General features: G+C 40.9%; 18 protein-coding genes. 14 read left to right on the top strand and 4 right to left on the bottom strand.

Annotated elements, in window-relative coordinates:
* Window positions 1-1,441: 1,441 nt before the first annotated feature.
* Together AC5JM2_RS14820 and AC5JM2_RS14815 are read left to right on the top strand one after the other, a co-directional pair.
* Entirely contained in the window at window positions 1,442-1,696 is a 255-nt protein-coding gene (locus AC5JM2_RS14820) for a hypothetical protein (protein WP_495835638.1), read from the top strand.
* A 128-nt stretch (window positions 1,697-1,824) separates the two neighbouring features.
* Window positions 1,825-2,253: a hypothetical protein gene (locus tag AC5JM2_RS14815; protein ID WP_495835637.1), complete on the top strand. Its 429-nt coding sequence runs from the start codon at window positions 1,825-1,827 to the stop codon at window positions 2,251-2,253.
* Window positions 2,254-2,382: 129 nt separating this feature from the next.
* Here AC5JM2_RS14815 and AC5JM2_RS14810 read toward each other — a convergent pair whose 3' ends face one another.
* The 3 genes from AC5JM2_RS14810 to AC5JM2_RS14800 form a co-directional block, all read right to left on the bottom strand.
* A complete protein-coding gene (locus AC5JM2_RS14810; protein ID WP_495835636.1) occupies window positions 2,383-5,943 on the bottom strand; it encodes a hypothetical protein in 3,561 nt (1,186 codons plus the stop codon).
* Window positions 5,940-6,152, bottom strand: a complete 213-nt coding sequence (locus tag AC5JM2_RS14805) for a hypothetical protein (protein ID WP_495835635.1) — start codon at window positions 6,150-6,152, stop codon at window positions 5,940-5,942. Before AC5JM2_RS14805 ends, AC5JM2_RS14810 begins: the two co-directional genes overlap by 4 nt.
* 365 nt (window positions 6,153-6,517) lie before the next feature.
* The gene (locus tag AC5JM2_RS14800; protein ID WP_495835634.1) at window positions 6,518-6,796 is read right to left on the bottom strand and encodes a hypothetical protein; all 279 of its coding nucleotides are present in this window, start codon (window positions 6,794-6,796) and stop codon (window positions 6,518-6,520) included.
* A gap of 356 nt (window positions 6,797-7,152) precedes the next feature.
* Between AC5JM2_RS14800 and AC5JM2_RS14795 the strand changes: the two genes are divergently transcribed.
* The 12 genes from AC5JM2_RS14795 to AC5JM2_RS14740 all read left to right on the top strand — a co-directional run bounded on the left by AC5JM2_RS14795 (window position 7,153) and on the right by AC5JM2_RS14740 (window position 21,001).
* Window positions 7,153-7,473 (top strand): hypothetical protein, encoded by a 321-nt coding sequence (locus tag AC5JM2_RS14795; protein WP_495835633.1) that lies wholly within the window; start codon window positions 7,153-7,155, stop codon window positions 7,471-7,473.
* Between the two features lie 12 nt (window positions 7,474-7,485).
* Window positions 7,486-7,683, top strand: a complete 198-nt coding sequence (locus AC5JM2_RS14790) for a hypothetical protein (protein WP_495835632.1) — start codon at window positions 7,486-7,488, stop codon at window positions 7,681-7,683.
* Window positions 7,670-7,942: a hypothetical protein gene (locus AC5JM2_RS14785; RefSeq protein ID WP_495835631.1), complete on the top strand. Its 273-nt coding sequence runs from the start codon at window positions 7,670-7,672 to the stop codon at window positions 7,940-7,942. Before AC5JM2_RS14790 ends, AC5JM2_RS14785 begins: the two co-directional genes overlap by 14 nt.
* Window positions 7,943-7,949: 7 nt before the next feature.
* Complete coding sequence (locus tag AC5JM2_RS14780; RefSeq protein WP_495835630.1) at window positions 7,950-8,795, top strand: hypothetical protein; 846 nt, start codon at window positions 7,950-7,952, stop codon at window positions 8,793-8,795.
* A gap of 91 nt (window positions 8,796-8,886) precedes the next feature.
* Window positions 8,887-11,157 carry a transposase gene (locus AC5JM2_RS14775; RefSeq protein WP_495835629.1) on the top strand — a complete coding sequence of 757 codons (2,271 nt, stop codon included), beginning with the start codon at window positions 8,887-8,889 and terminating at the stop codon, window positions 11,155-11,157.
* A gap of 378 nt (window positions 11,158-11,535) precedes the next feature.
* Window positions 11,536-12,705: a hypothetical protein gene (locus AC5JM2_RS14770; protein ID WP_495835628.1), complete on the top strand. Its 1,170-nt coding sequence runs from the start codon at window positions 11,536-11,538 to the stop codon at window positions 12,703-12,705.
* An 80-nt stretch (window positions 12,706-12,785) separates the two neighbouring features.
* The gene (locus tag AC5JM2_RS14765; RefSeq protein WP_495835627.1) at window positions 12,786-13,268 is read left to right on the top strand and encodes a GIY-YIG nuclease family protein; all 483 of its coding nucleotides are present in this window, start codon (window positions 12,786-12,788) and stop codon (window positions 13,266-13,268) included.
* A 343-nt stretch (window positions 13,269-13,611) separates the two neighbouring features.
* Window positions 13,612-15,357, top strand: coding sequence for a protelomerase family protein (locus tag AC5JM2_RS14760; RefSeq protein ID WP_495835626.1), 1,746 nt, complete (start codon window positions 13,612-13,614; stop codon window positions 15,355-15,357).
* A 36-nt stretch (window positions 15,358-15,393) separates the two neighbouring features.
* Entirely contained in the window at window positions 15,394-15,996 is a 603-nt protein-coding gene (locus tag AC5JM2_RS14755) for a helix-turn-helix domain-containing protein (protein ID WP_495835625.1), read from the top strand.
* Window positions 15,923-17,482 carry a hypothetical protein gene (locus AC5JM2_RS14750; protein ID WP_495835624.1) on the top strand — a complete coding sequence of 520 codons (1,560 nt, stop codon included), beginning with the start codon at window positions 15,923-15,925 and terminating at the stop codon, window positions 17,480-17,482. Before AC5JM2_RS14755 ends, AC5JM2_RS14750 begins: the two co-directional genes overlap by 74 nt.
* 192 nt (window positions 17,483-17,674) lie before the next feature.
* Window positions 17,675-19,684 (top strand): histidine phosphatase family protein, encoded by a 2,010-nt coding sequence (locus AC5JM2_RS14745; protein WP_495835623.1) that lies wholly within the window; start codon window positions 17,675-17,677, stop codon window positions 19,682-19,684.
* A gap of 45 nt (window positions 19,685-19,729) precedes the next feature.
* Complete coding sequence (locus AC5JM2_RS14740) at window positions 19,730-21,001, top strand: pentapeptide repeat-containing protein (RefSeq protein WP_495835622.1); 1,272 nt, start codon at window positions 19,730-19,732, stop codon at window positions 20,999-21,001.
* A 245-nt stretch (window positions 21,002-21,246) separates the two neighbouring features.
* On the opposite strand, the gene AC5JM2_RS14735 is transcribed toward AC5JM2_RS14740, so the two are convergent.
* Complete coding sequence (locus AC5JM2_RS14735; protein WP_495835621.1) at window positions 21,247-21,501, bottom strand: hypothetical protein; 255 nt, start codon at window positions 21,499-21,501, stop codon at window positions 21,247-21,249.
* Window positions 21,502-23,123 lie beyond the last annotated feature (1,622 nt).

The raw sequence follows: 23,123 nt of genomic DNA, 5'->3' as shown, positions 1-23,123 counted from the left end.
GTTCACGTACAAGTTCATCCTTGCCATAACATGTTCACGTACAAGTTCATCCTTGCCATAACATGTTCACGTACAAGTTCATCCTTGCCATAACATGTTCACGTACAAGTTCATCCTTGCCATAACATGTTCACGTACAAGTTCATCCTTGCCATAACATGTTCACGTACAAGTTCATCCTTGTAATAACATGTTCACTTACAAGTTCATAATTGTGTTTAACCTGTTATTTGAACAAGTCGCCCGGAGGGCTATCGCGCCTGAGACAATTTCTATTTGGTGATGAACATGTTCTATATAAAAATTATGAACAGCTTGCCCGAAGGGCGATCGCGCCGAAACAAACCGACCTCGCGTTACCTTCACGTTGAATGACGCCCTCCTTTTTCAGTCGGGCGTCATACCCGGAAATTCCAAAACCCAAAATCTTATCGCGGGTTCGCTAATTCCTTCACCTTTTCTAAATAATCCTCCAAGCCAAACAAAAAAACCTTTTTTGACAAGTGCCAGCGCTAAAGGATAAACCCATCCTTTTCTTTAACAACCAGGCTTCCTGCTCATCCTGGGCGGGGTAGGGGGAGTTATTCGGACGTTAAAACTACCAGGCATTGTAATGCGATCACTATGACTTTTTGCACTACAGACACGACGCTATACTACACTAAGCTTTTTAGGCTAGCGTGCTAGCATTTAACTCATCTCAAAACCTGATTCTTCGTTGTGCCGCCGCCGCCGAATTTTTGAACGTTTCGCCAACCACTTGACCAACCTCACCCACGTTGAATGCTGCCCTCTCTCCGATCGGGCGTCGCTCGCTCACGCTCGCATCACTGGCAACTCACCTGCGGTTCGTGCCAGTGGTAAGAGTACGCCCTCCACTCCGATCAGGCGTCGCTCGCTCACGCTCGCGCCACTGGTAGCTCACCTACGGTTCGTACCAGTGGTAAGAGTACGCCCTCTCTCCGATCAGGCGTCGCTCGCTCACGCTCGCATCAAAACTCATTCTCATCCATTCTCAATAACACGACACAGTTTTTTGAAGTCATGACGTGTAACCCTATATCCCCCAGATTGTCGATTCACACGTCATTTTTGGCTGAAACTACTGTGGTTATAAGGTTCAATTTGCACCAAACTCCCAAGGTCGTTTGACTTTGGTGCAAAATTACCCTGTTAATTCTTGAGAATAGTGTCAATGATTTTTGACCATCCCCCACCTGGTAAAGCAAAATTCCTACAACCGCAGTATTAATAAATATGCGTAATTATTCAAATTCTTGTAATTTCTTATATATACGCAGTATTAATAAATATGCGTAATTAACTAAGTTCTTCATTTTTCTATATATACGTAGTATTAACAAATATGCGTAATTAACCAAATTTGGAAAGTTTTTCTACAACCGTAGTATTATAAAGAAATAGTAATACAAACGTACTCATGACACAATTCTCCACCATCAAAAAGCAGCTACTTGCTATGAAGTATGTCGATCAACTAAGTGAATTGATACGGGCTTATCAATATGGATCGAGTGAACGTGTTTTCAATTTGCTTGAGACTAGTGATTTCGACGATATCAGAAACAGTGATAAGGAATTGTTGGTAGCGTTAGCCCAAGATTTTGTAGCAGTTTACGAATTGATGGGATACAGGCAAACTCCACCGATTCAAGAACTAGCTGATACCAATTAAAATCCCCCACTACCACATCGGGAAACGGGGGATATAGAGATGTAAGAGAATAGTACTTTTGTTCTGATAGTTCGTTCAGTCTTCCACTAACGCTAAACTTACTATTTAGAAGTAAGAGAAGAAGCGCTATGGAAGTGGGTGAACATCGCTACGATAATTCAGATTTTCATGAACAGCAGCGGCAATTCTCAGAAGAGCAACGCCTATTCTCAGAAGAACAACGGCTATCCTCAGAAGACCAACGGCAATTCTCAGAAGAGCAGCGACAGACCGCCGAAGAAACCAGGCAGTCACAGGAGAACTATAGAGAATTTACTGAACTTGCACGAGTAGAGCGCGAGAAAGCACGAGAATTTGCGGAACTTGCACGAGTAGAGCGTGAGAAAGCACGAGAATTTGCGGAACTTGCACGAGTAGAGTGTGAGAAAGCACGAGAATATGCTGAACTTGCACGAGTAGAGCGACTGGAACAACAGGAGATTTTAAATGAGATACGACAGACTGCCGAACTAATACAACAGATTCTACAGCGCAAATCTCACTCAACGGAAGAATAAAACTTTTACTCCCACAACCACACACGGGAAGTTGGAGACATAGAGATGTCAGACAATAATAATGTGAAGACAAACGTTATTTATAGTAGCTTGCATTGAACTAAAAACAACACAAGTTTTTACTATCAATTATTCATTTTTTATTTTTGATTTTTCAACAAATTTAGATTTTTCTTCAGGTTTAGATTTCTGTCTGATTCCTGTTTTAGGTGTTGCTTTTTGTTTAGTTTCTGTTTGAGATTCAGAGTTTTCTTTTACTTCTAAACCATCTAATTTTTTTCCAATCATTTCATAATTTTCTAATTGTGGATGTGAACATTGTCTGTCTCTCGCTTTATTGTTGTGTTCATCCAATTCTTTATAAGGATTCGTAACACCACGCTCAATAGCATCTGCCACCCATTCAGTCATTTTAATAAAATTTAGCGTACCGTCACCATTCAAGAAAAATCCTTCGAGTGATTGACGTTCAGTGGTTTTATCTTTCTCAATAACATTTTTCCAACTTATGTATTGTTCATAAGTTTTGAAAGTGAATTGAGTAAGACTGAACTCTTGCATTAACATTTTACGTTTGATGGTATCACCTGGTTCAATACCTAATCTGTCGAATTTATCAGCGTTCTCTACATATTCACCTACCTTAAAAATACCTTCTTTGATGGCGACTTCTTGACGTTTGATTGCTTCAGGATTGTTCAGTAACTGAATCATGAAATCTTTACCAGGATTGTTCTCTTTCCCATATCTGCCAGTTTTTATAAACTGTTCTTTTTCTTCATTTTCGTTACTATCCAAACCTAACTGCCACGGCTCCAAATCATGCTCCCATTTAACAGATTCATGATTTTTACCTGTTTCATATCCCCTCATTTTGATTAGGTATAAACCATCAGGTTTTTGAAATATATAATTTGCACTACCATGAAAACCACCAGCTACATAAGCATCCTTTGTCTCAAAACTAAATTGACCTGTTCTTGGTGTGTAGATAGGTTGCAGTGTGTGTTTATCAACATCTAGATATGTGGTTTTAGCGTGTAAAACATCAACACAAGGAAATAAACTTTGTAGATGTTCCATAGCAGCACCAGGTTCTCTTTCTTTTTCATCTTTTGATATTTTTCCATCAAGCCACTTCATTGCTTTTTCTGGTTTTCCAACGAAAAACCCAGGATGGTCTTTATCTTCTTCGATAGTAGGACTTAAGTCTTCTTGATTCTCTTTTTTATCAATGAGAATAAGTCCTAGAACTCTATCGGTTACACCTTCTGGTTTATCTTTATCAAACCTTAAAAATTCCTTCCAATAAGCCAATATTTCAACATATCCACCTAATGGTTTATCTGTAATTTTCCTATCTTTTAGTCTCTTATCTCTGACATCCCCTATCAGTTCACCATTAACCTCTTTTCTGTTCTGATAGATGTTGAAAATCACCTCGTTCAGCAAAAATCCACAACCATCAGTAATAGATTCAAACCCATTAAAACCCTTTTCCATATACCAAGCAAGTGCCCTTGCTCGTGCTGTGATATTGTTTCCTACAATCGGATTGCTGATGATGAAATATGGGCTGACCATATCACCGTAAAGAGTATTGACACACAGTTTAAACAACTGGTCTAAAGGTGATTTCTTACCAAATTTGATTATTGCTCTCTTACGTTCAATGAGTAACTTGTCAACAATCAATTCACCCAAATTAATTCCTATCCAAGCATGGCAGGATTCGTAATTTTGTTGGGTGGCTCCTGTTTTGGCGTTGGTGACTTTGAGAGTGTTTTTACCTTGCCAGTTTTCATAAACACTATCTAACTCATCAATAGCTGTCTCCCATGATGTCGGTTTAACCTCTCTTGCTCGCGGGTAGTAAGCGCCAGCAAGCACGGTGATTTTATCTAATAGTTCATTTCGTTGTCTGTCGCTTGCAGTAGCTAAAATCCACTGTAAACCCTCATGAGTTAAAATCCCGTTGTGGAGTTCATGTTCAAAGATTTTAGTCGTACCGTACTTCTCATCAAAATCAATTCCCTCAAGATTATCTATCAATTCAGTATCGGTGCTTAAATTACCTTTGATAAACTTTGACATGATGTTGGTTTTATGTCCGGTCAGAGTAAACCAGCTAGCAAAGAAATCTTGACCATACTTTAATGATTCTGATGTACTCACTCGCATCATCCAGCCGCCAGACACCAATTGACCCCAGTTATCGGTATTTTCCCAATCCGCCTGATCTCTACGCTTTAAGACATCTATTTTCACGTCTAAAGACTTTAACACCTCTCTAAGTGTTGGGTACTTGTTATAGCGTTCCTTGTTGCCTTTTAGGTCGAGTTCCATCACTGCGGGATGCCCTAAGAAAAATAACTGATTCCGTTGCCCTTCCCCATAACATCCGCTAATATCGATATCTATGATGATGTTTTTGTCGTAGGTCACATCATATCCGTTTGTGGTTTTACGCTTGATAAAAGTACTCTTAGGTCTGTTATTACGGCATCGTCCACCCTCTACCTTACAGAGTAATACAGCAGTAGATTCCACCCAAGAACGTATCTCTGTAGCGTTGAATTCCATCCACACTTTCAGACGTTTATCAAAATCTTTCTTCCACTCAAAATTACCTTTTTCGTCTGTAGTACCAATGTTTAGTTTTGAAGCCAGAGCAGCACAAAACAAATCACGAACAGACGCGCCAATAGTGAGTGCTGGCTCACGGTAATACTTCTCCAAACCCAAGATTTTGTAGACTTCACGCCACTTCACATCGTACATAGCTAAGATATCCCACACATCCAAATCACCCAGCGCGTAAGCTTCAAAATCAGCAGGACGTGTTAGGGCAACATCTAGCATTTTACCTTTATCTTTCTTGGAGAGTTTATCTTTGTGCTTTAGCTCCCAACCTACGTTTTGAGCAATATCTTTATATTGTGCGACGCCATGAATAGCGCAGGTATCGATAATTCTGAGCCTGAGAGCGTACCGAACACCACCGATCACGATTACCACAGTCTCAAATTGTACCCAATCTTCAGACTTACCAGGATGAATAAAATTCTCAATCACCAACCGACGACGGGCGATAATTTTCTTCTCTCTGATGAATTTTTTAACTTCTGTCTTGACGCGACCATCAAACACCATTAATAACTCAGCAGTGGCAAAGTGAGCATTCATGGTGTAAGTAAAAATGGGAAGTTTACTAAGGTCTTCACCCTCTTTAACTTTGTCGATAGATACCGGACAACCACAGTCTTTTAGATAATCCACAAAATGAGCGTCGGAACCTACAACAGGTAAAGCTTTCAGTCCTGCTTTTACCCTTGCCTGGTTCAATTCAGCAGCATGTTTTTTATGCCAAAAAATCTTTTTAGGTGCGTCTGGGTGTATCCCTTTAATCTGAGTACTTAATCCAGTTCTGGACTGTTGTGAGAGCCATTCTACATCAGACGTGTAAAACTCAGTATCTTCTGAGTCTATATACTGTACATTAAGATACTCCTTCTTTCCGTTCTTCTCAACAGAAAGTTTTTCAGGGTCAAATCCTATCATCTTGGAAACATCAAAAAGTTTCTGATTCTTTTCTGGAAGTCCTGGTAAGAAGAGTTTTGCGGATTTCACATGATGTTTGTCAAGAAGCTCTTGACTAAATCCAGAGGTTTCTAAGAGTGTTGTGCTCATGCCACACCTCCCAGAATCTGCAAGCCCGTGATCGCGTGAATTGCTCTTTCTTCCGCGAAACCCAGTCTTTCCAAGACTTCCAGACAACTCGTGAGATCACGCTGTTGGATCAGAGAGTACAGTGAAGTGCTTGCTTCTATCCCCCCTGGGGGGTTATAATTTTTATATAACTCGATAGTTATATAGTTAGACTTGTCTAATTTTTGCAAAACGGTTTCCTCCCGTGATTTGTACAAATCCCAGGTTCCGCACCGCTTTCCAAAAACTTAAACCTTATTTTTTATATTGTCTCCAATATGTTTAAACAAAAAAGGTTTATGATTATCTTTAGTTGACAATGTAAAAATTGTCGTTCAGTATATTTTGGATGCCCGGTGTAGATGCACTGGGTGTTTTGTTTTTACTGTGAAATATTTTACAGCACACGTGTACTGCAAGAAAGTTGTTCTAACTTTTTAAAAAGTTTGTGCTGATTGAGCAGGCAGCGCTAACATGGTTGCCCTGTATACGTTACGGTTGCTCGCGGTACTCTTATACCCACATATTTACTCTGTCAGCATATGGTATAAGCGTATCATAAAAGCTCATGCAACAATAGGTTGATCTCTTCATTCAAACTTGGGAGCAACCTGGATGCTAGATCAGGATTTTTTTTAAGCAATCTAGCTAGCGCTTCAGACTCAACTACAAACCTTTCTACTTGAGCGCTTTCACTTCTGCCGTTTATATTGGCAGAGTTTTTTAGAAGTTTTCTTATTTCAGAATTTAGTTTTAGATTAGCTCTTTCAGTATAATCGTCCCTTTTTGGTCGCCCCACTAAACGTTTTTCCTCATTACTTGCTGCAATATACATATAAGTTACCGTTTTTTGTGTCTAATATACACACTTTAACTTTATTGTGACAATTATGCGCATAAAAACGTATATCATGTGCTTATCGCTGAAGAGTGTTTATATAACACTTCTGTATGTGTTTGATGCACACGATATGAGTTGAATGGTGTACATTGATAAATGTGAGGCGCAAACAACCGCTCACACCACAACCCAAACCTGAGAGTAGATTGGACTCCCCACAGGACTACATAGGTGTAGCGGCTGCAATCCCTAGACTGCCGGAATTGCCAAAACTAAAAGCCTCCGTTGCTAGTAGGGTTCACCCCTGCCAACAGCGAAAGGCTGTGTACCAAGTACCTAAAAAACATTCGATGACTCAAATTGTAGACCGGAACCAAAACATGGACACTATGGGTGAAACCCCTAAACCTAATTTGAAGATTCAAGACTTGCTCTCACAACTCGACTTTATTGAGACTGCCTCTGTGATCCATGCTGCCACTGAAGCCTTGCGCCACTCATGTGGATTTTCAAGAGCCTATGCCGATTTAGGCTTAAGAGTTCCTCTACTTGCTCATGATGAAGAAGATTGTGACTGGGTAGCCGATAACATCGCAGACGTTCGAGATACGAATGAACTTGTAAGTCTTATATCAGCAGCAACTTTCAGGCTTCAAGAGTTATCCAAATAAGGAACCCGACCAATGGAAAAGCAAATAGAGATACACCTCACTCTAGGCGGTACTTGCAAGTTAGAGAGTACCCTATTTGACGTTGAACTTCCACTCTCAGTACATCTCACAGAATATGAGCAAATTCTTGAGCTACTCAAGGCTTTTTGCTACGGTCTTAACATTTCCCGCAAAGTCAAAACACGCATGGAATTGAATGATGAACACTAACGAAACTCACATAGACCATAGCCAATACACTGCTAGAAAACTCATTTGGGGTGATGACGACCCTATTGATCCAGATAATGTTTATGTAGCACCTAATCCAACAATTGCCCGTGTCAAGCCACCCAAGCAGGTTTCGGAGCCTATTTACATTGACCTCCGAGATCTCGAAGCTTTCCGAGAAATCGAAAGCGCCACTTACAAACAAGCGACGCCCTCAAACACATCAGGTGTTCAAGAAGAAAACAACTATATAAGGTAATTATCCCATGCCAGCACGCAAAACAGGTACAGTAACAGGCGCTAGTCTAGAAAAGTCTAATCGCGGCAAAAAAGGCGGTTTAACAGGGTCTAAGCGCGTAACAGGTGAAACTACTACACCCATAGCTGAAACAACCGCTGAAGCCGTTTTAGAAGCCCCTACAGAGTCAACAGCACAACCCACACCCCAAAGTGTTGTAGAAAAGCTTCAAGAGATAGGCAACGGTGTCACCTCTGCCATAGAGAAAGGTGCTAACGCAGTATCCACGGTTCAACGGTATACCTCAAAAATTGCCCAAACAGTACAAGGAACTGATCAGGATAGGAACCCATCAGCACTAACCGACGGGAAAGTAAACACCTCTGAAATCTTGGCTAGAGCAAGCGCTGACATTGATGAGTCTATACCTCAGATGGACTCTGGAACCGCCACACAGCGAAATATCGTTATAGCCAGACAACGTAATTTTGTTGGCGTAGCAATAAACAATACCAAGCTCAAACAAGACTTGACCACGCTGGACAATGAGCAGAAAAAGCTTATCGGGATGCTAATTGATGGTAAGACCCTGGATGTCAACAACGAGAAAAAAGCCGTCACTTATCACCGCGCGGTTGTCAGTCGTGACACTGAACTATCCAAGCTTGAGCAAGACCGAGAATTGCTAGTACAGCAACAGATAAGGACAGAAGGAACCCAAAACCAGACTGAACTGATCAGGGAGTCTGAGATCCTTAAAATAGCCAAAATGCGTGAGGATATCGAGAAGCAAGGCTACGAAATTCAATCGGTGCAATACGAGAAAGAACGCATTAAGCAAGAGACGGAAGCCAAGTTTACTGCTGGTTTTTAACGGCTAAAGTACTTTACTCACAGCAAAGCAAGGGTGTACAAGGTAGTACACCCTCAAAACTACATATTACAAATTAAGGAGATATTAACATATGTTTAAGCATGTATATTTTGGCTTAGTTCTTGGATCAACACTACTAGGCGCGGTTGGTCTTGTCCAAAGTTTCCATACTCAAGGACTTACCCAGAAAATTGCAGGCACAATTGGCATAGGAGGCGCTACAACAGCCTTAACTGCTCTCGGACTTGGGATTGCTTACAACGAGAAAAACAGCGACTTTGAGCGCGAATTTAAGCAGAAATTAGACGACAACTCTAAACTTAAGGATCGGGAACTTGCAGGACTTAAGTTACAGATTGATGAACTCAAGAGCAGAATTAAAGTTCTTGAGGTAGACAAAGAAACCAACCTTAAGCAGATATCTGAATTGCAGGAAAAATTGAACGTTAAGGCTGAAGAGTACTTAAAAGCTATTTCTGCCAAAGACATCAAAATCAAAGCTTTGCAGGACGTTGTAGACGCCAAAGACACAAGAATTGAAGACTTTCTTGAAGATTGTAAAAAACACACAGTTACCTTTTTCTCGCTGAGGTACAACAATTTAGACGCAATCCAGAAAGCACTTGAAAAAGCAGACGTTAGCGATGAGATCAGGATCTCATTCGATAAACGCTTAAGAGATATTGCCTCACTCAAGCAAGATTTGACTGACGCAATGGTGGAAATCAAGAAACTTAACCTTACTGATTTTAAAGAAATTCTTGATTATATTTTCGAGTTTGACAATAAATTCTTGAATGTCAAAACTCGCTGGAAAGATGCACAGGTCAAGAACTTTAAGAGTGAATCACAGTCGTTGAAAACTTCTCTACAAGCATCCATACCCAAAGAAGATGCTAGAGCAAGAATCAGAGGTGCAATGGATGAAGTAGACGAACGGATCACTGAAAAATATGAAGCCCTACTCCTGAACAACAACAGCATTCACTCTCAACTCTTAGACCTACTTGAGCAAAGAAACTTAGTCATTGACGATTTGACCAAACAGAATGAGGAATTACAGAAACCACTGTTAGCAACAGGTGATTATTATATTGCAGAGGTAGCTAATACTGTATCGCTACACTATTACAACCGTCTTGGCTATAAGCTCGACTTCATTACATGGGATGAAAGCGAGACAGGTTACACAATCACTTATGCAATTCGTAAAAATCCAGGGGTTACAGATACAGAATTATTCCCAGGTAATACACGTGAGTTACTAGCTTCTGAGTGTGGCGCATTCCCTGGCACATTACCAAAGTTTGAATTTAACTATCAAAACTGCTCAATCACTTTGATTGTCACCACAAAGAAAGCAATTAAGAAAGAGCAAGCCAAGGGAGACATTGATAAAATCTGGATTCCAGTTGAGAAGTTCGAGTCTTACGTCAAGAACTGGGAAAGAGTCAGAATTACCGCTGGGTCTACAGGTGGCAAGTCACCCACAGCTAAAAACCTAGCCTTAGCCATCATGAGATCTCGCAAGGGACAGGGTGAGATTAGGTTGTATGACCCTCAAGACGGAAGTAAAAAAGACTATTGGGACATGCCAAAAACAGGCACTACCCATGCTGACAATGTGGCAGGAATGGAGGCGCTTTGTGACCTATTGGATCAACGCTCCAAGTCAAAAGCTAATCATCGCTTTGTACTGTTCATCTTTGATGAGGTTGATTCTACCATTGCTCAAGAAAGGGAGAACAACGGCTACTACTACTTTAGGGACAAGGTGACGTATTCACTCAAGCAAGCCAGTCATCAAAACATTGGTGCAATCTACATTGGTCAAGCCTGTGACGCTTCTACCATTTCTGGAATGTCTTGGAGCGACTGGAATAACGCGGTTCAACTGCACATTGGAGCTAACGCGGGTATTTGGTTAGATAAAGCTAAAACAGTGACACCGGAAGATAAAACCAAACTCCTAGAACAGTATCGCAAAATTCAAGAGTTCTGCGATCGCAAGAATGAAGAGTTAGGTCTTGATATCTTCACTGACCCAGGTGCTTACCGTTTTGCTTTAGCTGTTCCCTTGACTGGTCTACCAAAGTTTATCCAGCTTCCTGACTTCGACACTTACGACTACTACGAGATCATGGGTGATGGTAGCAGTAACCCTCAAGAGCTAATCACCAGTGTCATCGAACCAATTCAAGAAAAAGTGTTGAGTGGTGACGCGCTCCTGTCGGTCAAATGTCCAGAATGCGAATCTGACAATGTTGTAAACAACGGAATGACGCAAGCCAAAACACCAGTACAAAAGTACTTATGTAAAGAATGTGGACACAAATTTACAGCTAAACACTTGATTAACTAACAGTAATTCTGAAAAAATACCCGTGTGATAACTATTTTTGAGTCGTGTGATATCACACGTGTGACGGGTGATAAGCGTGTGATGGTCGTGTGATGAACGGCTGAAAGTATTGATTTTGCGTTGGTGATATCACCTGGTGATTTCCCTATAGGGGGTAGCGGGTGATTTCGGGTGATATCACACGATTCTTATTAGTTGAAAATCAAACATATAAAAACAGGATGAGAAAAAATGAGCTAATTACTAATACTAAATATTCAGTTTTAGCTTAACAGTTCAATTGCAATAGAAGAAAGTGAGTTGCAGTAAAGGGCAAATTACCGATGAGGTACCGCCCTTAGATCGATAATGTATCAATTATTTTGAGGACACTTAGAGATGTATTCCAAAGATTTCGATAGCCAACCGACAAGCAATAACACTGAAACTACCGTGACAAAAGATACAAACATTCATTTACCTGAGATCGCAAAAAAGAAGAAACACGCTCAACACAACAAAGCTATCGACTTTCAGCTAGACATTGATGCAGGGGCTAAACGGATTAAGTGCAGGCTTAACGGAACCTATAAATCTTTCAATGCTGAAGCCAAAGAAATCAAAGGGGAAGTACCACTACGCAATGATGGCTGCTTTGGTTACAGAAAGCGAAACTATGTTGTGGGCGCTGCAATAGACCGCGTTAACGGAACGCTTATTGTGTCCAGTCAAGACAATAAGCTTACTCACTTGGATGTTTGGATTTTGGGAGCTATCACCCACTACCGCAAGGTTCTTAAGTCAGCAATCGAAGGTAGACGCCGAAAGACCCAACCAGTACAGATTAACCTTTGGCTTAGAGTCGTTACCTTATCTAGTCCACAACGGAAAGAGTTAGACCGGATGCTAAAGCAGATTTCAGATTTTACTTGGGAGGACATTGAATTTAAGGTTACGGTCAAAGCTTGCCAATTCATAGATGAGGGTGAAGGAAGCGCTTTGGAAGTTGTAAACCTCTGCGATCAGGAGCACTTCCACTTGCTCGACCTTGGAGGTGGAACAATCACTTTTACTACTTACAACTGGGATGGTGATGAGATCTCGACCATTGGCAAGACTCCCGTGAGCGGTGGCGGTATGACTTCCATCATTAATCGAATCTTTAAAAGTCTTACTAGGACTGACCGGGGAGCAATCCAAGCTGAAAACTCAGATATCCAAGAAGCACTTGAACTTTCAGCGCTTACAGAGATCGGAGAGTGGCGTGTGCCCCTACGCAGTAGCGGCAAGGTAAAAGATATTGCGGGTGAGGTAGAAGGTGCGATGAGTGAATGGGTTAGCGGCAATTATGCAATACAAAAGCTGTTTGACACCATATCCCAGAGATTAGCTAAAGGAGAACACTTGTACTGCACAGGTGGCGGGTTTGCGATCGGTGTGGTGAGCGATTGGATTATCCGTTACCTCAAGAATGAAGTTGATAACGCAAACATTGTCATCTTAGATAATCCGCAAGATGTGAACCTAGCTGGTTTGAAGTGGCTAGAATCCGCTACAGATAACGAATAAAAGCAAAAGCACTGGGAGGTTGATACCTTCCAGTGTCTTAAAAACTCGACTCCATGTAAATTATCAGGAATCTTTGCATTATGACATGGCAACAACGGAACGATAATGTACCCGGATGGATATATTTGCTCGAAGCAGAAGGTTATCACGGATACATTCCGGGTGTTTACTTGCGCCGCTGCAAGATTGGTCTTACTCGCAGTGTAGAAAATCGTCTAGACACATTGCACTCAAGCCAACCGTGCTGTAATTACAAAGTAGTCCGAGCAATTTATGTGGCGGATATGGCTGCTATTGAGGACACATTACACAAGCAGTTTAAACATAGAAACGTCAAACTGATTAAGTCGAGAGAATGGCACGATCTCTATCCTCATCAATATGCAATGGTTCTATGGATGTTCAGTCGCTACGACTCCAAGCGGAATTACTCCATCTCTCCTAGGGTCATAGCTGGTGGTCTAGTGGCATTGCTGGGTGTAGGACTGCTGATCGGCTACACGGCAAGAGAAAGCACTACAACCCCTATACAGCAAGGGATTGAGCGGAGCAAGCATCATTGATAAAACGTGGGGGGGATGGAAAGAATCTTTGATAAAGACTACGGTCAAATCTTTGACTACCCCACAGCTATAAACCGCACCTGTTAAGCAGTAGCGCCACTTGCCCGAACATCACACTACGGAATAGCTCTTCTAGGGATGTAATATGCGCTTTTTTGCTTTACGGAGAGAAAAAGTAACTGGGTTACCAAATTTTTGAAGGAAGAATTTTGTCAACTACCAACCATAGAACTTTATCTATGATGTTTCGGAAAAAACAGGTTAAACAATAATATGTATGAACCTGTTCAACTTAGAGTATTATGTTATATTATATTTGTAGTTTAACATGTTCAATAAAACGATGAACTCAACTAAAGACCAAATCGAACTCGGAACCAAAAAAGAACTTGACGTATTAGCTAAAAAAGTGGGAATTAAAGGGTATAGCCGTACCCCTAAATCTGAGTTACAAGAAAAACTGTTACAGGTGTTAAAGTCAGTAAATGAACCTGTTCAAGAGGAAAAAGCTGAACCTGTGGTATTTTTCGAGAAAGTGTCTCAGATGACCGACGTGCAGGAAGTTGAGCAAGCTTGTACAGAACTAGTTAAAACACTCAAGCTAGATGGTCTACAACCAAAATCCCGGTCTAACAAACTCGCTTCTTATTCCAAACTCTTCAAGACCTTACAACCCACACCAGACACCGCCCATCTATTCTTTGCTTTCAAGGCAGAGGGTAAGAGTGAGTTTATTCAACGTCACCTATTTTTCAAGTTCACAGGACTAGCTGATATCTCTTGGAAAGAAGCCAATGAAGATATCAAAGAACGGAGGCAAGAACGGCAAGTCAAGACTGCTAGTCAAGATGAGTTAGCGGACGCACTGGACGCACCAAACAAGGTTTTCAATTTGGATCTGTACCTGAAAACCACACTCCAGTTACTCAACAGTAACGACCCCTATGAACTCGCAGTAGGCTTGATAGCTGCCAGTGGGCGTCGCCCGTCCGAGATTGTCATGCTCAGTGAGTTTGAAATTTCTGATTGGATTCCCCCATATATCAAGAATGCTCAATATGGTGTAAAGGTAATCGGACTTGCTAAGAAACGTGATAAAGAAGTCACCACGTACACGTCTCTCTTAGTGCCTACTAGTGACTTTGTAAATCGTGTTAAATACTTTCGATCACTTCCAGAAATCAAAGCCTACCAAGACAAATTTCAGAAACTTCTAGACCTAGGATGGGATAAGGAAAGTACTTGGAAGAAAATTGAAGAACAAGCAGGCTATGAACTCAGAAAAGTAACAGAACTCTATTTTGATTTCTTACCAAAAATTGATGAAGGTTACAACAGAAAAAATATTCTTTTAAGAGCTTGTACGACCAAAATATTGACTCTCAGAGATTACCCAAACGCTACCAGTAAAGCCAAAATTACTTATGCAGGTGTCCTTGCAGGTCATATCATCCCAGAATTCAAGGGTGAAAAAGTTACCTACCACGGTGAGACTTCAGCTAGTACTCTTCACTATGACGACTATGAACCTGACTCAACTGAGATTCACTTTTTAACTATTGAACCTAAGACAACGACAGTAATTAAGGAAACTGAAGATATGGTACGTATTGCAGAATTAGAAACCATCATTGCTCAACTCAATGCACAGATAGCTGAGAAAGATGCTCTGATAGTTGAAAAAACCCAAAGAATTACAGAACTTGAAGAACGTATTAACCGCCCTCGCTTACCTCAAATGGAAGTAAAAGAAATGGACTCCGATAGACTGTTCAAAACGCGCAAAGAGGGAAGTGCTGAAGAAAAATTAAACCGTGCTTGGCAAGCAGTGACCGCGTACAACGACAACACTCCAGAGTACAAAATCAACCCTACCAACAAAGTATTACGAGAACTGACTGGAGTTAATGGACAGACTGTTACAAAGTGGATGGAATTACACAAAGATGAAGTTGTGACTCATCAAAGTAAACATTCATTAGATCCAGATGGAAAAGGATATTACAACAACCGCTACCGAAACAAGACTGACATGAATGTAGAAATAATTCTAGAAACAATAAAAAAAGATTATTTGAAACAGTTATGACACAATAGGGATGTCGTATGTCGTGTGACATCCCGTATGCCATCACCTGAGGAAAAACAAGAAGCTAGACTGATGTTTCTAAGTGGGCAAGGTGCGACCGAAATTGCCAGAACTCTAGGACTGACCCTTCGGACTGTTCAACGCTGGTTTGCAGAATGGCGCGGTGGAGAAAAACCTAAACCTAAAAGGGAATCCAAATCATCACCCGTTGTGAAAGCTGAAGTCCTACCTCCCCAATCGTCACCACACACGAGAGAACCTACAGTGATCGGATATAGTGGGAGCCTTCAAGATTGGGTAAAAGATTATAATGAAACTTCTTGTAAAGCAAGAAAGAAGCATCAGAATGCACAAATTGCAATAGAGCAAAAACTTCTTGACGAACTGGCTAATGATGGTAGTAACAGGAGTATTCATACCCTCAGCTTGGCGCTAGAACGACATATTAATGGAGAACTTAAAATGCTAAGTCAGGGTAAAGGCGATTTGTTAACCCTTAGTCAAGCTTTCGCATTGATCCAAAGTGCTGGTTATTCGATTTCACAACTAAGCGAGAATGAACAAGATGATCCAGTTTCCGATCAGCCTCTTGACCCCGAAGCAACAGGAGAAAGTAGCGAAGAACACGGAACTACTTAGAGCTAAAGGACGAACTCAATCGTTAGAGGCTAAGCAGGCAGCAACGGATTTTATCAAGTTCAGAGAGTATGTGTGTGGTCATAAAACCTATTCACATATGTTGGAATGGATAGATGCATTGAATACAGGAGACTCAAACAAATACTTACATGGGATAGCAGGTGAGGATACTTGTATACTTGCGCCGCGAAACAGTGCCAAGTCGTCAGTACTTTTACAGTGGGTAGCTTACAATATCGGATTTCACATCAACCTAGGATTATCGCTAAAAATTTTATACATCAGCTATACGATTGAAGTTGCTGCGAGCAAGAGCAGGCAGATAAAAGCAATTCTTGAGTCGAAGCCCTACCAGGAAGTGTTTCCAAAAATACAACCGTCTAAGAATAAATGGGGAGAGAGGGAGTGGGCTATTGACTTTACTCACGCTGGTGTCTCGGTCATAGAGGAACCGTACACACTGGCTTGTAGCGGATTAAAAGGAAGCGTGAACGGCAAGCGTGCCCATTTAATCATTGCTGACGACGTGGTTAAATCTCCTAGTGAAGGTAGGAATAAAGGTATACAAGAAAAGCTAACGGAGAACTGGAACCAGATTGTAAGGTTTGTCAAGTTCGATGGAAGTCGCACTATCTGCCTTGGAACTCGAATGGCAAAGTACGATGTTTATACACGTATCTTTATACCGCCACAATGGAGAGTAATCACGCAGTCTGCGATCATAAAAGATGAGTTTGGACAAGAGAAAAGCTTTTGGGAGCCAGAGACAGTAGAAGCGCCAGGATTAAGTTTGGCGACGTTACAGCAAGAAAGAGAAGAAGATTTAGAAAGTTTTTTACTGCAAAGACAGAACCAAATACCTGAAGTATCTTTTCAGGGAATTCGATCACATCTGATCCGTGAAGCTTGGCTACCGCAAAAATTTGAACGCCTGATCGTTGGTCTTGACCTGGCTTCATCTACCACGGGTGACTATACAGCGTTTGTGTTAATTGGAATTTCACAAGACAAGCTTTACATCACCGATGCCTATCAAGAGCGATTGTTAGGCAACATGAAGAAAATCGACTTACTTTACGAGATGTATTCACGACGCGCCGATATGTGTACTAACGCTCCTATTCTCGCTGTAGATGACAATCGGTACGCAATGGATTTTCAGGGTGATTTGTTAGATTATTTACAAGAACTAGAAGGGACTACAGAGTCAGAGGAAAAGTTCAAACACTTACAAATCGAGCCAATAAAATCATGTGGTCGTGGTGAGAAGATAGACCGAATTATGGGTCATTCACTGTTATTTGAACGCGGTAAAGTCTACTTTAATCGGGTAACGTCAGATGATGGAAAGTCACACACAGATAAGCTTATTCAACAAATTACTGATTACAATGTGATGGATTCAAACGATTTAATGGATTCACTTGAAATGGCTTTGTTGATAGGTCGAAACTATATTAATAGTGAAATAACAGTGGCTGGTTGATAAAACAGGGTTAATACGGGGTTCGACGGACTTGATGGAAGAAACTGGGACTTACGTATTGACAGTAAACTTTTTAAAACTCATTAAATCTTTAATAAACTTGTAAAAAAATTCACTGAACAAGTCCTTGCTAAATTTGTAACTTAGTATTATCTTACTTTTACATAGTCTGAATTCAAACTATTAATAATCGTGATTAAAACTAATAATACTAGCGAATCTGTTGCAGAAAAGGATGATTATCCTGGACGTGCCTACTTTATTCGACATGGTGAAAGTACCAGTAACGAACGTAATATTTTTGCTGGGGTACTGGATGTTGATCTGACCGCATTTGGTAGGTTGCAGGCACGTCGTGCAGGTGTTGACATTAAGAAAAAAGGTGTAAAATTTGATGCAGTATATGTCTCTCACATGAGACGTGCTCGGCAAACTTGTGAAATCGCCCTTGCAGAAAGTCAAGCGCTGAAGTCCCCCGATATCCCTGTTGAGATCGACCATCGAATAAGCGAGAAATCCTTTGGCATTTTTGCGGGACGTAACCTAAATCTACTGCGTCTTGCTTTAGGTTACGAAGGTTTCGAGGAAATGTTGCATTCCCATAACGAAGCCCCTCCGGCTGGCGAGAAGATTGCACAAGTTTACGGACGCGCTGCTTCTTTCTATGAGGAGCGGGTTGTACCGCACTTGAAACGGGGCGAAACTGTTCTGGTGGTGTGTCACCAATATGTATTGGAGCCTCTCGCACTTTATTTAAGTGATTTACCACCAACTGATTATAAACATCTGAAACTCCCTAATGGTAAAGCTCTCAGTGGTGAGGAGCTAGTCAAGTTTCGCGGCAAGGAATCTGGCGGTGCAGCTTCGATGCGTAAACAGATCAACGATCTGTCAATTATGTGGGCAATTTTACTTTATGCGGCTGCTTTCTTATTGGGATGCTTGGTTAGGGCAGTAAGTGCCTCCGCCGGAGGAATTCCCTCAGAACTATTTCGAGGGATAATCGTTGTCTGTCTGGCGGCTTCAACGTTTTATACCTACCTCGACATTGACTTTGCAGCGAGTAAACGTAAAGTAACTTCAACTGTGAAGTATATAGTCTACGCCTGGATGTTGGTCAGATGGGTAGTTGGGCTACTTTTAATATTTTCTGGAATCTTGTATCAAAGCCCCGGCGATTTGTACAAAGTTATGTGGGTGCTTTTTTGGATGGTTCCACCCGCCCTTACTTCCCCAGTTTTATCAATACTCTGGGGCGGTAATCTTTATCCCTCGGCTATCTTATCAAGGACGTTATCAATCATCGCTCCAGTGGCACTGATTGTTACATTTGGTTTGGCAAAACAATTACCAATTAACACCTCAAGCCTGATATTTTTCGGTGTGATTCTAATTGTTGGTTTGGCAATACCGGGAGCGATAGCCCAGTTTTGGCGTGACAAATCTCCTGTTGAATCAAATCACCACAGTAAGAACTGGAAATTTATTGGAGTACTGGCTGTCGCATTTATGGCTTTAGCAACAGGCTTTCAATTTACTCCATCAACATTCATCTCGGACTTATTTAACTCCACAGATGCGAACCGCTCCCTTGCTTGTCTGCAACAACTAGCAGTGGCAACATTAGTCTTTATCTTCATCCGCGTTTTTGCTGTATTAACTTCAGTGTTTACAAAAGGTAAGCTGATTAAGGCAGAAGCTCAAGATGCTTATATCCTGCTTGTTAATCCAAACTTTTTCCTTTGGGCTGCTTTATTCCTGGGAGTTAGTTCAACTGCAAATCCTTACGCCGTAAGTTATGCAATTTTTTGGGCAGCATTGGGGTTCTTCTGCATACCACTCGTTGAGCAGATCTTGTTTATGAATTCATTTGGTAATGAATTATTGCGAGAAACACTGCGTTCTTCGAGAATGGCAACAGAAGATGTGAGAAAACTTTTCCATCAATTGGATACAGATAAAAGCAATGCACTCGATAAAGACGAGATTATGGAGCTTTTAGGGCGAATAGAAGATATGACTACAGGCGAACGTAGCTCTGATGATGTCAGGAGATACGTAACTGATTATCTTTTTGCCACTCTTGACTCCGATAAAAGTGGGACGGTTGATTTGCAAGAGTTAGAAGAGTATGTATCAACCTATGGGTTGGTTGCGAATCTTAACGTTGTCTCTGCTGCTGCATCCCCAGTAACAATATAATTTGCAAGGCAAAGCAAACACAGTAGGGTAAGCAGATTGAAAAGTATGACTTTAAACATTGAAGTTTTAGAGCAAAGTTTTGAAAAAGTTAAACTCCACGCCGATGAATTTGCAGCCAGCTTTTACGAAAACCTTTTTAAGGCTAACCCAGAACTAAAACCACTGTTTACTAAAACAGATATGAAAAGCCAAGAGAAAAAATTGTTAAATTCTCTTGTTTTGATAGTAGAAAATATCCGCAACCCAGAAGCTTTAGAACCAGTTCTCAAAGCTCTAGGGGCTAGACACGTTGGCTATGGAATTATTCCAAAATATTATAGACCAGTGAGGGAAGCCCTACTGGTGACATTTGAGCAGTATCTCCAACAACATTGGACTCCTGAAGTCAAAAAAGCTTGGTTAGATGCTTTTACAGCTATTACTGCATTGATGTTAAAAGGTGCGGGGGAAGAATCTACGCCTAAAGTTGTAGAGAAACCTACAACTTTAGCAAAACCTGTCCCATCTGAACAACCTGCAACTTGGCAATTTCAAACCAAAACATTAGAACTGTCATTAAGTCAACTCAAGCAAATTCCTCATAAACTTATTGATGCTTTCTGGATAGCTCCAACATGGTTTATCGCTATAGTTTCAGCAACTCTTTTTGCGGTAGTTGTTGTAATTGTTGATGAAAATTTCGTGTTGGAAGAGGTATTGGGTGCGGCTGACACTATCAGTTTGGTAGTGGCGCTAGTTCTATTCATTAAAGAAATTCCAGATCGCCGCAAACAATTTCACTGCCAAGCTTGGGGTACAGTTGATGCTGCACATGGGGTGAAAGTTAGCTATGCCAGAATTTTCGCACTTCAAAATTTGAATGAAGATGGTGTTTCCCTCAGAGGACTAGATGCTTCTGGTGCGATGTTAGTAGATATTAATCTCTTCCATGCTAATTTGAGTAATGCTAATTTAATGACAAGTGATTTAACTAATGCTAATCTCCACTCTGCCAATTTAGATAATGCTAATCTCTGTGAGGCTAAACTTAGTGGTGTTAATTTGAGTCATGCAAAACTCGGTTTTGCTCGCTTGAGTCGAGCTAATCTCAATAGTGCCAAGCTGAATGATGCTAATTTAATTTGTGCAGATTTGAGTCATGCCAACTTAAGTGGTACTAATTTGAAAAATGCAAGTTTGAGTGGTGCTAATTTGCAAGGGGCTTATTTAGGTAGTGCCAATCTCAAAAATGCTAAAGTGAGCGATGCTGAACTCAGGGGTGCTTTTCTAGAAGGTGCAATTATGCCTGATGGTTCAAAATATCGCTCTCAAAATTAAGCCTAGGTAAAAAATTTTTGCCGCTTATAACACTACAAACAAAACTCTGAATTTCAAACAGAAACTAAACAAAAACCAATACCTAAAACAGGAGTCAAACAGAAATCTAAACCTATTGAAAAATCAAAAGTTAAAAAAGTGAAAATTGAATAATTGATAGTAAAAACTTGTATTGTTTTTAGTTCAATACAAGCTACTGTAAATAACGTTTGTCTCCCCCGTCCTCTTGTGGTAGTGGGGGAATTTTAATTGATATCAACTAGTTCTTGAATCGGTGGAGTTTGCGTGTATCCCATCAGTTGATAGATAGCTGCAAAATCTTGGGCTAGTGCTACCAACAATTCCTTATCACTGTTTTTGATATCGTCGAAATCACTACTCTCAAGCAAATTGAAAACACGTTCACTCGACCCATATTGATAAGCCCGTATTAATTCACTTAGTTGATCGACATACTTCATAGCAAGTAGCTGCTTTTTGATAGTAGACAGTTGGGTCATAAGTACATTTGTATTACTATCTCTTTATAATACTACGGTTGTAGAAAAACTTTCAAAATTGAATTAGTCATTTAGATTTTATATGACTACGTATATACAAGAAAATGAAGAATTTGATCAATTACGCACATTTATTAATACTGCGTATATGTAGAAAATTACAAGAATTTGAATAGTTACGCATATTTATTAATACTGCGGTTGTAAAGGATTTTGCTTTGCCAAGTGACGGACACTTAAAAATTATTGATGATATTCTCAAGAATAGATTGAGTAATTTGGTGCTAAAGTCAAATTGCTTTGGGACTTTAGCACCAAAAAAATCTTATAACCACAATAATTACAGCCATTTTTGGCGTGTGAATCGACAATCTGGGGGATATAGGTTCACACGCCATGACTCTAAAAAACCACATTGTTTTATTGAGAATGGATGAGAATGAGTTTTGATGCGAGCGTGAGCGAGCGACGCCTGATCGGAGAGAGGGCGTACTCTTACCACTGGTACGAACCGTAGGTGAGCTACCAGTGGCGCGAGCGTGAGCGAGCGACGCCTGATCGGAGAGAGGGCGTACTCTTACCACTGGCACGAACCGCAGGTGAGTTGTCAGTGGCGCGAGCGTGAGCGAGCGACGCCTGATCGGAGTGGAGGGCGGTATTCAACGTGGGTGAGATGGGACAAAAGTTAGTTTGCAAATTTGCCAGTACGAGAGATATCCCGAATTTCATTGATAAGGAGAATCTCGAAATTCTCACGCGATCGCAAAAGATTTTTTTATAGTTCCGAAATGTTCGGAGTTCTGCTCACGATGGTCGGACGGCGGCACAACGAAAGAATAAGGTTTTGAGATGAGTTAAATGCTAGCATGCTAGTCTAAAAACCTTAGTGTAGTATAGCGTCGTGTCTGTAGTGCAAAAAGTCATCCTGATCGCATTACAATGCCTGGTAGTTGCAGCGTCCGAATAACTCCCCCTACCCCGCCCAGGATGGGCAGGAAGCCTGGTTGTCAAAGAAAAGGATGGGTTTATCCTTTAGCGCTGGCACTTGTCAAAAAAGGTTTTTTTGTTTGGCTTGGAGGATTATTTAGAAAAGGTGAAGGAATTAGCGAACCCGCGATAAGATTTTGGGTTTTGGAATTTCCGGGGTAGGTAACGCGCGGGATGTCTCGGGCGCGATCGCCCTCCGGGCGACTTGTTCACATTTTAGATATAACATGTTCATCACAAATAGAAATTGTCTCGGGTACGATCGCCCTTCGGGCGACTTATTCAGACAACATGTTATTACAAACATGAACCTGTTCATATACATGTTGTGACAAACATGAACGTAGCGAGCGATAGAAGGCTGAAACGATAGAAGGTAATGAGATGATAACTAGACTTGCCTTCCTGCCCATTCTGGAAGGGCTGACGGGACTTTTAACTTATAAATTAGTTTCTATGTTATCATGTTCTCTACTCCTGTCTTACCATGTTCAATACCTAAAGATAAACATGTTCATGAACAGGTTAAACACAGAGACAAACATGTTCATGAACAGGTTAGACACAGAGACAAACATGTTCATGAACAGGTTAGACGCAGAGATGAATTGTTTGCATTTTTGAGGATAATATCC

It is taken from the genome of Brasilonema angustatum (assembly GCF_059505445.1).
The sequence above is the reverse complement of the archived record's forward strand: the minus strand, read 5'-3'. Positions and strand labels throughout refer to the sequence as shown.

What these genes read in the sequence shown, in the direction of transcription:
- AC5JM2_RS14795 (WP_495835633.1), top strand. Translation starts at nt 7,153, where the DNA reads ATGACTCAAATTGTAGACCGGAACCAAAACATGGACACTATGGGTGAA.
- AC5JM2_RS14815 (WP_495835637.1), top strand. Translation starts at nt 1,825, where the DNA reads ATGGAAGTGGGTGAACATCGCTACGATAATTCAGATTTTCATGAACAG.
- AC5JM2_RS14775 (WP_495835629.1), top strand. Translation starts at nt 8,887, where the DNA reads ATGTTTAAGCATGTATATTTTGGCTTAGTTCTTGGATCAACACTACTA.
- AC5JM2_RS14785 (WP_495835631.1), top strand. Translation starts at nt 7,670, where the DNA reads ATGATGAACACTAACGAAACTCACATAGACCATAGCCAATACACTGCT.
- AC5JM2_RS14760 (WP_495835626.1), top strand. Translation starts at nt 13,612, where the DNA reads ATGAACTCAACTAAAGACCAAATCGAACTCGGAACCAAAAAAGAACTT.
- AC5JM2_RS14740 (WP_495835622.1), top strand. Translation starts at nt 19,730, where the DNA reads ATGACTTTAAACATTGAAGTTTTAGAGCAAAGTTTTGAAAAAGTTAAA.
- AC5JM2_RS14770 (WP_495835628.1), top strand. Translation starts at nt 11,536, where the DNA reads ATGTATTCCAAAGATTTCGATAGCCAACCGACAAGCAATAACACTGAA.
- AC5JM2_RS14755 (WP_495835625.1), top strand. Translation starts at nt 15,394, where the DNA reads ATGCCATCACCTGAGGAAAAACAAGAAGCTAGACTGATGTTTCTAAGT.
- AC5JM2_RS14810 (WP_495835636.1), bottom strand. Translation starts at nt 5,943, where the DNA reads ATGAGCACAACACTCTTAGAAACCTCTGGATTTAGTCAAGAGCTTCTT.
- AC5JM2_RS14820 (WP_495835638.1), top strand. Translation starts at nt 1,442, where the DNA reads ATGACACAATTCTCCACCATCAAAAAGCAGCTACTTGCTATGAAGTAT.
- AC5JM2_RS14765 (WP_495835627.1), top strand. Translation starts at nt 12,786, where the DNA reads ATGACATGGCAACAACGGAACGATAATGTACCCGGATGGATATATTTG.
- AC5JM2_RS14735 (WP_495835621.1), bottom strand. Translation starts at nt 21,501, where the DNA reads ATGACCCAACTGTCTACTATCAAAAAGCAGCTACTTGCTATGAAGTAT.
- AC5JM2_RS14800 (WP_495835634.1), bottom strand. Translation starts at nt 6,796, where the DNA reads ATGTATATTGCAGCAAGTAATGAGGAAAAACGTTTAGTGGGGCGACCA.
- AC5JM2_RS14790 (WP_495835632.1), top strand. Translation starts at nt 7,486, where the DNA reads ATGGAAAAGCAAATAGAGATACACCTCACTCTAGGCGGTACTTGCAAG.
- AC5JM2_RS14750 (WP_495835624.1), top strand. Translation starts at nt 15,923, where the DNA reads ATGATCCAGTTTCCGATCAGCCTCTTGACCCCGAAGCAACAGGAGAAA.
- AC5JM2_RS14780 (WP_495835630.1), top strand. Translation starts at nt 7,950, where the DNA reads ATGCCAGCACGCAAAACAGGTACAGTAACAGGCGCTAGTCTAGAAAAG.